This is a genomic window from Sphingobium sp. TomTYG46 (assembly GCF_055396345.1).
Map to the genome: position 1 here is coordinate 274962 of NZ_AP027324.1, position 13084 is coordinate 288045.

The 13084-nt window shown below is 65.1% G+C and carries 13 protein-coding genes; 3 read left to right on the top strand and 10 right to left on the bottom strand.

Features of this window, described 5'->3' with window-relative positions:
- Positions 1-36: 36 nt before the first annotated feature.
- From hrpB to ACZ5YV_RS01475, 3 genes are all read right to left on the bottom strand, one after another.
- Entirely contained in the window at positions 37-2484 is a 2448-nt protein-coding gene (hrpB, locus tag ACZ5YV_RS01465) for an ATP-dependent helicase HrpB (protein WP_464788266.1), read from the bottom strand.
- 78 nt (positions 2485-2562) lie between these two features.
- A complete protein-coding gene (locus ACZ5YV_RS01470; RefSeq protein WP_464789121.1) occupies positions 2563-3342 on the bottom strand; it encodes a TSUP family transporter in 780 nt (259 codons plus the stop codon).
- Positions 3343-3432: 90 nt separating this feature from the next.
- Complete coding sequence (locus ACZ5YV_RS01475; protein WP_464788267.1) at positions 3433-4473, bottom strand: polyprenyl synthetase family protein; 1041 nt, start codon at positions 4471-4473, stop codon at positions 3433-3435.
- Positions 4474-4575: 102 nt separating this feature from the next.
- Between ACZ5YV_RS01475 and ACZ5YV_RS01480 the strand changes: the two genes are divergently transcribed.
- On the top strand, positions 4576-4854 hold the full coding sequence (locus ACZ5YV_RS01480; protein WP_460987585.1) for a chorismate mutase: 279 nt from the start codon (positions 4576-4578) through the stop codon (positions 4852-4854).
- A 157-nt stretch (positions 4855-5011) separates the two neighbouring features.
- Here ACZ5YV_RS01480 and ACZ5YV_RS01485 read toward each other — a convergent pair whose 3' ends face one another.
- The 4 genes from ACZ5YV_RS01485 to ACZ5YV_RS01500 are packed head-to-tail and all read right to left on the bottom strand — an operon-like array spanning position 5012 to position 7549.
- Positions 5012-5902, bottom strand: a complete 891-nt coding sequence (locus ACZ5YV_RS01485; RefSeq protein WP_464788268.1) for a DMT family transporter — start codon at positions 5900-5902, stop codon at positions 5012-5014.
- Positions 5899-6537 carry a heme exporter protein CcmB gene (locus ACZ5YV_RS01490; protein ID WP_464789122.1) on the bottom strand — a complete coding sequence of 213 codons (639 nt, stop codon included), beginning with the start codon at positions 6535-6537 and terminating at the stop codon, positions 5899-5901. The genes ACZ5YV_RS01485 and ACZ5YV_RS01490 overlap by 4 nt, the downstream gene beginning before the upstream one ends.
- 5 nt (positions 6538-6542) lie before the next feature.
- Positions 6543-7145, bottom strand: coding sequence for a heme ABC exporter ATP-binding protein CcmA (gene ccmA, locus ACZ5YV_RS01495; protein ID WP_464788269.1), 603 nt, complete (start codon positions 7143-7145; stop codon positions 6543-6545).
- Complete coding sequence (locus tag ACZ5YV_RS01500) at positions 7142-7549, bottom strand: metallopeptidase family protein (protein ID WP_464788270.1); 408 nt, start codon at positions 7547-7549, stop codon at positions 7142-7144. The genes ccmA and ACZ5YV_RS01500 overlap by 4 nt, the downstream gene beginning before the upstream one ends.
- Positions 7550-7589: 40 nt before the next feature.
- On the opposite strand from ACZ5YV_RS01500, the gene ACZ5YV_RS01505 reads away from it, so the two are divergent.
- Entirely contained in the window at positions 7590-7883 is a 294-nt protein-coding gene (locus ACZ5YV_RS01505; RefSeq protein ID WP_460987588.1) for a 4a-hydroxytetrahydrobiopterin dehydratase, read from the top strand.
- A 13-nt stretch (positions 7884-7896) separates the two neighbouring features.
- On the opposite strand, the gene ACZ5YV_RS01510 is transcribed toward ACZ5YV_RS01505, so the two are convergent.
- The 3 genes from ACZ5YV_RS01510 to ACZ5YV_RS01520 form a co-directional block, all read right to left on the bottom strand.
- Positions 7897-8388 carry a hypothetical protein gene (locus tag ACZ5YV_RS01510; protein ID WP_464788271.1) on the bottom strand — a complete coding sequence of 164 codons (492 nt, stop codon included), beginning with the start codon at positions 8386-8388 and terminating at the stop codon, positions 7897-7899.
- Complete coding sequence (locus tag ACZ5YV_RS01515; RefSeq protein WP_464788272.1) at positions 8324-10717, bottom strand: patatin-like protein; 2394 nt, start codon at positions 10715-10717, stop codon at positions 8324-8326. Before ACZ5YV_RS01515 ends, ACZ5YV_RS01510 begins: the two co-directional genes overlap by 65 nt.
- Positions 10718-10880: 163 nt before the next feature.
- The gene (locus ACZ5YV_RS01520) at positions 10881-11576 is read right to left on the bottom strand and encodes an endonuclease/exonuclease/phosphatase family protein (protein ID WP_464788273.1); all 696 of its coding nucleotides are present in this window, start codon (positions 11574-11576) and stop codon (positions 10881-10883) included.
- A gap of 140 nt (positions 11577-11716) precedes the next feature.
- On the opposite strand from ACZ5YV_RS01520, the gene radA reads away from it, so the two are divergent.
- Complete coding sequence (radA, locus tag ACZ5YV_RS01525; protein ID WP_464788274.1) at positions 11717-13084, top strand: DNA repair protein RadA; 1368 nt, start codon at positions 11717-11719, stop codon at positions 13082-13084.

The following is a 13084-nucleotide window of genomic DNA, read 5'->3' on the forward strand; positions in this document are numbered from 1 at the left end:
GGCGATGCGTCCGTTGCACCAGCGGACGGGCGGAAGTCAAGGCTTGCCACGGGCATCGGCGCGTTTCGTGCGCAGCGTGGCGGCGGAGCCAGCCGGGTCGTCGGGCCAGGGATGCCGGGGATAGCGCCCGCGCATCTCCTTGGCGACCGCGCTCCAGCTTCCCGCCCAGAAACCCGGCAAGTCCCGCGTCGTCTGGATCGGTCGCCCCGCCGGGGATGTGAGGGACAGGACCAGCGGTATGCGCCCGCTGCCGACAACCGGATGCTCGGAAAGCCCAAACAGCGCTTGCACGCGAAGCTCTACGCGCGGCCCGCCCTCTGCCGCATAGTCGATCTCATGGCTGCTCCCGGCGGGCGACTGAAATGCCGGAGGAGCCAGCCTGTCGAGCTGCTGTTTGCCATCCCAACCGATGATGCCCTCCAGAACGCCGGACAATTGCGCCCGGTCAATGTCGGACAGTCGCCGCTTGCCCGCGAGCAGGGGCGCGAGCCAATCGTCGAGCGTCGCCAGCAGCGAAGCATCCGACAGCGACTCCACCCCCGCAAAGCTGGCCCGCATTCGCAAAGACAACGCGGCATCGGACCAAGGCAGCAGCTCGAGTCCGCCCTGTCTGACGCCCTCCAACAAGGCCGAGACGACAGCATCCGGGTCCGGCCTGTCATCCGATCCCGACGACAGCCGTACCGCGCCTAGCCGCCTTTCCCGCAGCGCCTCTATCCCCCCGGTTTCCGCCCGGAACCGCACCGTCCGATGTTCCTTCACCCGCCCGCCGAACAGGCGCAGCACTTCGACCTCGCTAATCGGCGCGGCGGAAAGGATACGCGCCCCAGCCGCGCTTCCCTGCACTTCTCCTACCGCGAGCCATTCCTCACGCGCCACCGGGCTTAACGGATCAAGCCGAAACCCCCGCCCACCAACGCTGGCCCATTCCGCACCATCGGCCGAGCGTCGCTTGGCCACCCGGTCAGGAAAGGCCAGCGCAAGGCAAAGGCCCGCATCATGCTCGCCCGCCGCTGCCATCTGCCCGGAGCTGACCAGCTTCGCCCAGCGCCTCGCCATCGCGCGCGCGGCATCGGCCCGCTTCCCGCTTTCCCGCCGCCAGCGCATCCGCCGTTGCGACAGATCGACATCCTGCCCGCCGACCCCGCGCTCTCCCAGCAGCACGGCCACCTCTGCCGCGACTTCCGCCAACCCCAGCTCGCCCGCGCGCACCAGCATATGTCCGATCCGCGGCCCCACCGGCAGCCGAGCCAGCGCCTTGCCATGCCCCGTGATTCGCCCGTCATCGTCCAGCGCCTCCAGCACCGTCAGCCGCTTGCGCGCCTCGTCCAGCGCAGCGGGCGGCGGCGGGTCGAGCCATCGCAAGCTCGCCGGATCGCTCACCCCCCATAGTGCGCAGTCGAGCAGCAGGCTGGAAAGGTCGCTTTCCAATATCTCGGGCGGATCGAAAGGCGGCATGCCCGCAGTCGCCGACGCCTCCCACAGCCGATAGGCGACGCCCGGCCGCTGCCGCGCTGCACGCCCTGCGCGCTGGGTCGCCGCCGCCTGGCTCGCCCGTTCGGTAACCAGCCGCGTCACCCCCGCCGCCCGGTCATAACGCGGCCGCCGCGCAAGCCCGGAGTCGATCACGATCCGCACCCCATCGATGGTCAGGCTGGTTTCCGCGATCGACGTCGCCAATATGACCTTGCGCCGCCCCTCCCGCGACGGACGGATAGCGGCCCGCTGCGCCGACGGGTCCAGACTGCCGTGGAGCCGATGCAGCTCGACGCCAAGCCCCTCTAGCCGTTCCGCCGTCCGTTCAATCTCCGCCACGCCGGGCAGGAAGGCGAGCAGGTCGCCCTCCGCCTCTTCCGCCAGCGCCCGTCGCACGGCCCCGGCCATCTCATCCTCAATTCGCTTTTCCGCCGCCCGGCCGATATGCCGCAACTCCAGCGGCTGTATTCGCCCCTCGCTCTCCAGCACTGGAGCATTGTCCAACAAAGCCGCAAAGCGCGCCCCATCCAGCGTCGCCGACATCGGCACGATGCGCAGGTCCGGCCGCAATGCCGCCTGTGCATCCAGCGCCAGTGCCAGCCCAAAGTCGCTGTCCAGACTCCGCTCATGCACTTCGTCGAACAGGACGGCCGATACGCCCGTAAGCTCCGGATCATCCTGAATTCGGCGGACGAAAATGCCTTCCGTCAGGACCAGCAGGCGCGTCGCGGCTGACTGTCTGCTGTCCATCCGCGTCGCATAGCCGACGATCCCGCCCGGCACGCCGCCCATCAGTTCGGCAATGCGCTCTGCCGCCGCGCGGGCCGCCAGTCTGCGGGGGGACAGCAGCAGCACCTGACCCGTACACCATGGCTCATCCAGCAGCGCGGGCGCCACCGCCGTCGTCTTGCCTGCTCCCGGCGGCGCGACCAGAACGGCACTATTCCCCCGCCGCAAGGCGTCCATCAGCCGGGGAAGAACATCATGGATCGGCAGCGCGGCATTCATGTCCGTCCCTCTCCCGCCAATCGGCATCCGGTGCAATCCCACTGTGCGAGGCGAAAGGCGGCGCTGAAAAGAATGAGCTTATCCGAATAGCAACTCGTGCATCGGGTTTCCCGGATCGAGCAGCATCTTCGCCGTCAGCCCCAGCGACATGATGATCAGCAAGGGCCGTATCAGCTTGCTGCCGAACCGCATGGCCAGACGCGACCCGATCTGGCTGCCAGTGATGCTGCCGACGGCCATGGTCAATCCCGCAATCCACATGACATGGCCGCCCAGCATCATCGTCAACAGGCCCGCCACATTGCTAGCCAAATTGGCGGCCTTTGTCTGAGCCGTCGCGCGTACAAGGCCGAGGCCTCCCAGCGCCAGAAAAATGGTCGCGTAAAATGCTCCGGCACCTGGGCCGAAGAAGCCATCGTAAAAGCCGATAGCGCCGATCAGAAGGCTCAGTCCCGCCAATCCCACCCGGCTGTGACGATCCATTTCGCTGATTCGGGGTGAGAAGGTGAAATAGCCCGCCAGCGCGATCAGCAGCGCGGGCATCAATCCCGCCAAAATGGCCGGGTCCACCCGCTGGATCAGCCAGGCGCCACCCACTGACCCTATAAATGCCGCAATGATGGGCCAGCGATAGGCTCTCAAGTCCATGTGCCCGGCGCGTGCATAAGCGACGCAGGCGCCAAAGGTGCCCAGTGACGATTGCAGCTTGTTGGTGCCCACTGCGGCCACGGGCGGGACGCCTGCCGCCAGCAATGCGGGCAGGGAGATCAAACCGCCGCCTCCGGCCATGGCATCAATGCATCCGGATATCAAAGCCGCAGCCATCAGGAAGGCCAGCGTTTCAGGAGAAAGGATCAAGTCCAACGGCGTCTCACCTCAGCTATCCGCCGCGCCACTTTGCGTCGATGCGCGTCGAGCCTGCGGTCTCTGGAACAGGAGGCGAGTGGCTCAATAAGCGCGGGCGATTGCGAACTCGACGGCTTCGGTCAGCGCTGCCTTCGCCTTGCCCGTATCGAACCGGCCCAAAGCATCGATGGCGCGCTGGCCATAGAGGCGCGCCCGTGCAAGCGTATCGTCAATGGCGCCGGTCTTGCGAAGCAGCTGCGTCGCATGCGCTAGATCCTCGTCGCTCACTCTATTGCCTGCAATCGCCTGCTTCCAGAAAGCGCGATCCTCTTCCGATCCCCGCGCATAGGCCAGGATCACTGGCAGCGTCACCTTGCCGTCGCGGAAATCGTCGCCCGCATCCTTCCCCATGGTCGCGCCGTCCGATTCATAATCGATGGCATCATCGATCAGCTGGAATGCGATGCCCAGGTTCCGGCCATAGACGTCCAGCGCCTTTTCCTCGGCCTCGTCGCGATCCGCGACCACGGCGGATATGCGGCAGGCGGCGGCGAACAGGGCCGCCGTCTTGGCGCCGATAATGTCCAGATATTGCTCTTCGCTCGTGTCGATACGACGCTGAGCGGTCAACTGATTGACCTCGCCCTCGGCGATCACCGCCGATGCGTTGGACAGGATCTTCAAGATCTTGAGCGACTCGGCCTCGACCATCAGCTCAAAAGCGCGGGAGAACAGGAAGTCGCCAACCAGCACGCTGGCGCTGTTGCCCCAGATGATGTTCGCTGTCTTGCGGCCCCGGCGCAGGCCAGACCCATCGACAACATCATCATGCAGCAGGGTAGCCGTGTGAATGAACTCGACCGCCGCCGCCAGCTTGTAATGGCGGCTGCCCGCATAGCCGACCAGTTGCGCGCAGGCGAGGGTCAGCATCGGCCGCATCCGCTTGCCACCGCCCGCGATCAGGTGGCCTGCCAATTCGGGGATCAGCGGAATGCGCGACTGCATCCGGTCCAGGATCACCGCATTGACCTGGTTCATGCCGTCGGCAACCAGCGCCATCATGGGGGTGAGCGACGGCGCGCCGTTGGCGCGGCCGATGGGGTGGACGTTGCCGGAGATGGGGCCGGAGGCGGGTGCGGTCATGACCCGGCCCATGTGGCGGTGCAAAATGCAGTTGGCAAGCGGGAATAGCTTGCACGGAGCGACGGATGGAGCAAAAAGCGCGCGGATATTTGGAGGATGAGCGTGGACGACACTTTGAAGCGGTATCGCGAGAGCATCGACAACATCGACGCTGCCCTCGTGTTCATGCTCGCTGAACGCTTCAAGATCACGCAGGCTGTCGGCGAATTCAAGGCGACGCACGCACTGCCGCCCGCCGATCCGGGCCGGGAAGAACGACAGATCAGCCGCCTGCGCCAGTTGGCAACCGATGCCAATCTCGACCCCGACTTCACGGAAAAATTCCTGCGCTTCATCATCGATGAGGTGATCCGCCACCATGAGCGGCTTCGGGACGCCTGAGGACCTGCTTGCGCACACGGTGGATCGGCTCCACCCTCGTGCCCTGGCGAGCCTGCCTCTATTGCCGTTCGCCTTGAGCCTGTCGAAGGACTTTACTTTTCTTCTAAAAAGCAAAAGCATGGCCGATGGGTGATCCCACGCTGAAGGACAGGCTCCCCTAAGCCGGTTCGCTAACCGTTTCCCTTTTGCCTTGCGACCGCCCCAGCAGCACCCCAGTCAGCGCCAGCGCAAAGCCCGCCAACTGAACCGGCACCAGCTTTTCGTCGAACAGCAGCCAGGCTTCCACCGCGGCAAGCGGCGGGACCAGCAGCAACAGCATCGACATCCGCGTCGGACCTTGCGTCCGCACCAGCCAGACCAGCAGCGACAGTCCGCCTGCCGACAGGCCCAGCACTGACCAGGCCAAGCCCAGCCATAATAGGGGCGCGCCATCCCAACGGGCCTCCCCCACAATAAGCGCCGCCGCGACCGCGACAATCGCGCCGCCTGCATTCTGTATCGCTCCGGAAATCCAGATGCCGTCACCCGCTATGGAGCCGCGCTGCACCAGCGTGCCCGCCGCCATGGCGACCACCGCAAGCAATCCAGCGAACGCAGGCAAAATCGGCACCGCGCCCGCGCCCGACTTCTCGATGGCAGGCAGCAGTACGCAAACCACGCCCGCAATGGCGATCGCCAATCCTACCCATCCGCGCGCCAGCAGCCGATCGCCGAGCAGGAACGCGCCCGCCACCGCCACCATCAATGGTTGCATCGCGCCGAGCAGCGACATGATACCCGCCGGCATGCCGTTATACACCGCCCACCAGCTGACGGTCAGGTAAACGCCATGCAGCATCGCTCCCGCCGCCAGATGCAGCATCAGCCGCTTGCCCCGTGGCAGCCTCTGCCCCGATCGCCAGGCGACGAACCCCAGCAGCAGCGCCGTCAGCGTCATGCGCACGCTCAGGATCAGTTCCGGCGCGCCATGGGGCACCGTCCCACGCGCGACGATAAACCCTGTCGACCAGATCAGGACGAACAGCAGCGAAGCGCCGAAACCGATCACTCGCGCCCCGCTCGTATCGCCGCCCCCGCCGCGAAGGGGGTGATCGCCACCAGCAGCAGCGAAGCAGCCCCCAGGAACTTGAGCGCCGCTCCGCTCCCATCGCCTAGCGTCCCCGCGCCAAATATCAGCAGCGGCACCGCCAACGGCAGCGCCAGCAATCCGGCCAGCGCTCCGCTCGACCGCAGTCCTGCCGTCAAACTCGCCACCAGCAGACCCAGCGCCGCGAGCGCAGGCGTGCCGATCAGCAACCCCAATTCCAGCATCCCGACCGTCGCGCCATCCAGCTTCAACAGCGCGCTAGCGGGCAACGTCGCGATCATCAGCGCCGGGCCAAAGCCCAGCCAGTGCGCGATCAGCCGCGCCAGCATCACCATTTCATCGCCAACGCCGCGCAAAGCGATCTGGTCCAGCACGCCCGCATCCCGATCGGGCGCGACCAGCCGGTCCACCGGCAACAAGCTCGCCAGCAGCGCCGCGATCCACAACATCCCGCCACCCGACCGCCGCAACAGCGCTGCGTCCGGTCCCACTGCAAAAGGATAAAGGCTCGCCACCAGCAGCAGGAAAGCCACTGGCAGCCACAGTCCAGCCGACTGCCAGGCCTGCTTCAAATCCCGTGCCACTAGCAGCGCCATCACCCTCACGCCGCCTCCTCCGCGACATAAGCGCTAAGGTCGATCACCACGGGCGAAGCCATCGGCAGCGGTTGATGCGATGCCGCAACCACGATCCCGCCACCCGCCAGATGCGCCGCCACCGCCGTCCCGAGCAGCCCAAGCGACGCATCGTCCAGCCCATTGCCCGGCTCATCCAGCAGCCACAGCCCAGCGCCACTCGCAATCACCCGCGCCAGCGCCGCCCGCTTGCGCTGCCCGGTCGAAAGCATCCGCACCGGAATCCCGCCAAGCGGCCCCAGCGCCATCGCCTCCAAAGCACCGTCCAGCGCACTCCCATCGACGCCATCCAGCCGCGCCCAAAAGCCCAGCGCTTGCGCCAAAGGCTCTTCCATATCCAGCGCCAGCCGCTCATCGGCCAGCGCGATCCTGCCGCGCCGCTCGATCGTCCCCGCCATCGGCCGCAGCAGCCCCGCGCAGATACGCATCAGGCTCGACTTGCCGATCCCGTTCGGTCCACGCAGCAGGGCGCTGCCCCCCGGCTCCAGCGTCAGGTCGACACCCCGGAACAACAGCCGCCCACCGCGCGCGCAAGCGATGCCCGACAGGCGCAGCGCCGCGTCGCTCATGGCGCGACCATGTCCTCCAACACGTGCATATCGATGTCGGAAAGGCCGAAATGATGGCCGATCTCATGCACCACCACATGGGTGATCAGTGCGTCGAGCGGCACGCCCGTTTCCACCCATTCATCCAGCAACGGCCGCCGGAAAAGATGCACCATGGGCGGGCCGTCGCCGGTCTGCTCGGGTTCTCCAACCGGCCGCCCGGTATAAAGCCCGGTCAGCCCGAACGGGTCGTCAATCTCCATCTTCTTCAATATCCGTTCGTCGGCAAAATCCTCGACGAACAGGACCACGTTGGACAGATGGGACCGGAAAGGATCGGGCAAGCGCCCCAGCGCCTCAAGCGCCAGTCGTTCGATCTGCGCGACGGTTGGCGCGAAAAGAGGGGGTTGACCGGCGTCTGACATGGCTGCGACATAGGCGAAACAATATTATGAGGATAGAGCCATGATTGGTAAACTGTCCGGCGACGAACGGGCGCAGGAGCTTGCGTCTCTTGCCGATTGGACGCTGGTGAACGACCCCGAAGGCATCCAGCGGCGTTTCACCTTTGCGGACTTCAATGCCGCGTTCGGCTTCATGACCCGCGTCGCGCTTCTGGCTGAGCAGGCGAACCACCATCCCGAATGGTTCAACGTCTATAACCGCGTGGACATCACTCTGACGACGCATGACGCCGATGGCCTGTCGCGCCGTGACATAGATCTCGCAAAGGCGATCGACGCGCTGCTCACCGCCTGAGCGGACGGCTCGATCAGGGCTGCCCTTCGATGCGATCCTCATAACCATGCAGCGCAGCGGTCACTGCCGGGTCACTGGCATAGCGGCGGCGCAGCATGGCGAGTTTCGCGTCGGTCCCGGTGCATAGTTCGGCGATGCTTTCCATCAGGAACACGCGCCTCTCCCCGTCATAGGGCTCTTCGCCCCGGAAATGGTCGCAACTGTCCCGATCGACCATGAAGCTGGTAACTTCCTGCGGGAAGGGCGTCGCTAGCGCAGCGTCGGGAGAGGGGGGCAGATCCAGCGATCCGCGCGGCGCGGGCTGCGCCTGCACGGTCACTTCGGCGGAGGGGCGCTGTGGCGCGGCGACCACCTCGATCGGCTCACCCTCGATAGCGTTGGCGGAAAGCACGGGTTGCGGGGCAGTCGCATTGTTCGCGGACGCGGCATCGCCAGACGCGTCACGGCAGGCCGCGGTCAGCGCCAGAATCATCACCAATGGAACCAGCCCCACCCGTGCGCCCACCGATTTCCTCCCGCAAAATGGCAATGAGATCAGCGACATGCGGCAGCCGCTGTTCCTCCTCATCGAGAATCGCCATGAATGCGGCTTGCCTATAATCGCGCACGCGTTCTTCCGAAAGGCGGCTTGCCGCGGGTAATGCGGAAATTACGATATCCAGCAGCCGTTCGACACCATGAAGGCGTCCCCACAAATAGTCATTCTCCCGATAGGCTCTGCTGAAAAATGCACCGAAGTTATTGAATTCAATTCCTTTTAACGTGGCTTCGGCCCCGCCTGACCGAATAGCGCTGCAATCCTCCGGGGAAATCCGGTCCACCTTCACCGGATCATATTCTTCCATGGCGTGGCCCTGGAGCAACGGTAGGGTGGCGATGTCGTAAAAGGGGAAGCCGAGATAGGAGAGCAGCATGATCCGCCGCTCCGCCTTGGGAAGTCCCGCGAGCGCGTCGGCCAGCATCATCTCCGCCACATCATCCCGCACCTTCAGGTCGCGTGCCTGTGCAATCGCATCGAGCGCAGCCGCCGGGTCGGAAGGCACCTGCTTGGCTGCTGCGCGGATCGCGCCATTATAGAAATCGGTGCCTTCGCATTCCGTATAATGCGCCATCGACTGATAGATGGCGTCGTGCATCTTCTGGATCGCGGCGTTGCCAGCCTCAGAATCGATCTCCAGCGTGTCGGCCAGCCTTCGCGCAAGAAAGCGCAGACGGCGGATGCGAAAACTCAGGTCATGGGTGCGGAAGAATGCAACCGGCGGCGATCCCGGCCCGACATTCTCGATCAGCTTGTCCGCGCCGATCGTCCGGACATGCGACCACAGCGCCTGCCGGAAATTTTCCCGCATCAACGGACTGTCCTCATCGCTCAGGCGGAACAGCAAACCGGCCAGATCCTCGACGATGCCCGACAGCTTCAGATGCCCATAGGCCGGGAAGGCAAAGCCTGCCGAGTTCGCGGCCCGCAACTGGGCCTTCGCGCGCCAGGCGGACAGCCGCGCGGGCGTCGGACGGTCGAGGAACAGCATGCCGCCAATCGTGTTTTCAACCTCCGCCTCGATCCCCGGCCTTAAGGCATTCAGAATGCGCACCATCCGGCGAATGCGCGAAGAATGGCGATCGATCGCTTCCAGATTGTCGCGGATCGGCTGCTCGCGCGGAATATCGCTCAGGGCGCCGAAAATGGTGCGGAAAAAACCGGGCAGTTGAGCCTTGTCCTCTGGCGTCGCGTCTTCCTGCTCGCCCTCCCGGTTCAGCCGGATCGATCGACGGCCCGGCTTCGGATCAATATAGACGAAACGCCGATCGACCTCGCGCCGCGACGGACGGTTACGCAGCGCGCCGATGGCCTGTGCGAAGGGCGCGTTCGCCAGCACCGATCCGTCGATCAGTATCGCGTCCTCCGCGTTGCCGCGCGCCCAATGGCGGGGCAGGGCATGGGCCAGAAACGCCTCCCGGGTCGGCCATGCGCGGTGTCGCTGTTTCAGCACCCGATCAAGTTCGCGCACGGTGAAAGGGGGGAATGCGCCGGGGAAGCTCGCCGTCGCGCGCGCGGCGAATACCAGCTCGGCCGGATCGGCGAACAGGCGGTCGCCACGCCCCCGCGCGTGGAAACCGATGGAAAGGCGATGTTCGGTCTCCACCACCTGCGGCGGGCTGTTGAGGTTCAGGCTTTGCGGATGGCCTTCGAAATCCGTGACGGTGACGAACAGGTCCAACGGGTGCCCCTCGGGCAATAGCGGTGGCCCGCGTTCGGCGGCTTCCATCGCATCGAAGGCGTCAAGGACCATCGCCGTGAAGATTTTACCGCCAAAGGGCGGTTCAAACCATCTGGACCGGATGAAGTTCGACAGCTTGTGCCGCACCTCCTCGCGCGTATCGGGCGCGACGGTACGTTCCACCGTGTCACCGGGCCGCCGCGCCGCCATCCATACCAGCGGCGTTGCCCAGAATTTGCTGATCCGCCGCGCGGGACGCGCATCCGGGTCCAGCAACTGCTCCACATCGGCATTTTCCAGCCACAGGTCGGTCAATGGCTCCAGCGACTGCCCGGTTTCGATTGCCTGCGCCAGAAATATGCCGTTGATGCCGCCCGCGCTCGCCCCGGCGATGATGTCTGGCATTACGCGCAACCGGATGCCGCTCGCCGCTTCCAGATCTTCCAGCAGCTTCCTGTAGACCGCCTCGCTGCCCTTGCTTCCCGGGGTGCCGTCATGAAAACTCCGGCTCGCCCGCGCCAGCCGCCAGATTTCCTTGGTGATGCCGTGCATGTAGACGGCCAGACTGATCCCCCCATAGCAGACCAGCGCCAGCCGAAGTTCGCGCTCCTTCATGATCCGTAGCCCTCAGGCCCTAAACCTCTCCTCCGTTCGCCCTGAGCCTGTCGAAGCCTGTCCTGAGCGCCTGCTGCAAGCAGGCAGTCGAAGGGGGCTCTACTTCCTTTAAGCTGATCCGTATCGGGCATCGACAGACCGGTCCCCACCAACAACGGCCACCTCACAACCGAAACTCCGCCCATATCGGCAAATGATCCGAAGCCTTCCGCGACGCCGCACTGTCATGCACGCCGCTGTCTACCAGCTTCAATTTCCCGCAATGCATGATCCGGTCGAGATGAGCGACCGGCCGCCGCGCGTGGAAACTCCGGCCGCACGGCGCGAAACTATAATGGCGCGCAAAGTCCGCCAGACACCCCCGATTGGCGCTCCATTCGTTGAGGTCGCCCATCAGCACGGTCGGCATAGCGTCCCGTTGTGCTGCCGCATGGATGACCGCCGCCGCCTGCTTGCGCCGCCACAGGCCCGACAGGTCGAGATGCATGCCAAATACGCGCAGCTTCGCCTTGCCCAGTTCAACCTCCGCCATCGTCGCGCCACGCGGTTCCAGGCAGGGCAAATGCAGCACGTCATGGGTGCCGACCTCCGCCTCCTTCCGCACCAATATCGCGTTGCCATGCCAGCCCATCGAATCCACGTGCACATTCAACGGCACCGGCTTGTACTGGCTCATGGATTCCAGCAGCCAGGGTGGAATGGCGGCCGATCGAACGCCAAATCGGCGATCCGCTTCCTGCAACGCGATGACGTCCGCGTCCAACTCTCCCAGCACCTCCAGCACTCGTTCGGGGCTGCGGCGGCGGTCGGTGCCAATGGCTTTGCGGATATTATAGCTGGCAACGCGTAACGACTTCATGGCGAGACAATGCGCCACATTCGCATGAGTTTCCAGCGCTCTTGGACGGTATCCAAACTTCTTCGCCATAAGGCGGGAGGGGGGTGGCCCATCCGTTCTTTGTTCTTGAAACGTTCACCGTGGCAAGTCATAGCTCCCCCATGGCCAAGGCAAAGCGCAAATTCGTCTGTCAGCAGTGTGGCACGCTCTCCTCCCGCTGGCAGGGGCAATGTGATGACTGCGGCGAATGGAACAGCATTGTCGAGGAGGCGTCCGAGACCATCTTTTCCGCGCGCCATGATCTGCAAAGCGGCGGACGCGCCCTGACACTTGTGGGCCTGAACAGTCAGGTCGAACTGCCCCAGCGCACCAGCACCGGCATCGCGGAGTTCGACCGTGCACTGGGTGGCGGCATCGTTCCGGGTTCCGCCACGCTAATCGGCGGCGATCCGGGCATCGGCAAGTCCACCCTGTTGCTTCAGGCTGCCGCCCGCATCGCCGCGCGCGGCCTTTCCGTCGCCTATATCAGTGGTGAGGAAGCGGCGGATCAAGTGCGCCTGCGGGCGCAGCGCCTCGGCCTTGGCAACGCGCCCGTGCAACTCGCCAGCGCGACCTCCGTCCGCGACATCCTGACCACGCTGGGGGAGGGGGAACCGCCCGCGCTGCTCGTCATCGACTCGATCCAGACGATGCACAGCGACCTGATCGAAGGCGCCCCTGGCACCGTCAGCCAGGTGCGCGCATCCAGCCAGGAACTGATCCGCTTCGCCAAGCAGCGCGGCACCGCCGTCATCCTCGTCGGCCATGTCACCAAGGACGGCAGCATCGCCGGGCCACGCGTGCTGGAGCACATGGTCGACACGGTGCTGAGCTTCGAAGGCGAGCGCAGCCATCAATATCGCATTCTCCGCGCGATCAAGAACCGCTTCGGCGGCACCGACGAGATCGGCGTATTCGCGATGGTGGCGGAGGGATTGGAGGAAGTTTCCAACCCCTCCGCTCTGTTCCTCACCCATCGGGACGAAACCGTAACCGGCGCAACCGTCTTTCCTGCATTGGAGGGCACGCGGCCCGTGCTGGTGGAGATACAGGCGCTCGTCGTCCGCCTTTCCAGCGGCGCTACGCCCCGGCGCGCGGTGGTGGGCTGGGACAGCGGCCGCCTCGCCATGGTCCTTGCCGTGCTGGAAGCGCGCTGCGGACTCAGCTTCTCAACCTGTGAAGTCTATCTGAACGTCGCTGGCGGCTATCGTCTGTCCGATCCCGCCGCTGACTTGGCGGTTGCCGCCGCGCTCATATCGGCGCTCGCGGAACGGCCGGTGCCCGCCGATCTGGTCCTGTTCGGCGAAATCGCGCTTTCGGGGGAAATACGCCCCGTCGCTCATGCCCCGCTGCGCCTGCGCGAATCGGCCAAACTCGGTTTTGAACGGGCCTATGTACCCTCAGCGGTCGCCGACGGGGTAAAGGGGATAGCGGTCAGCGGCTACCGCGCGTTAAGTCACCTGGTTGACCAGATGCTCGGCCGCGGATAG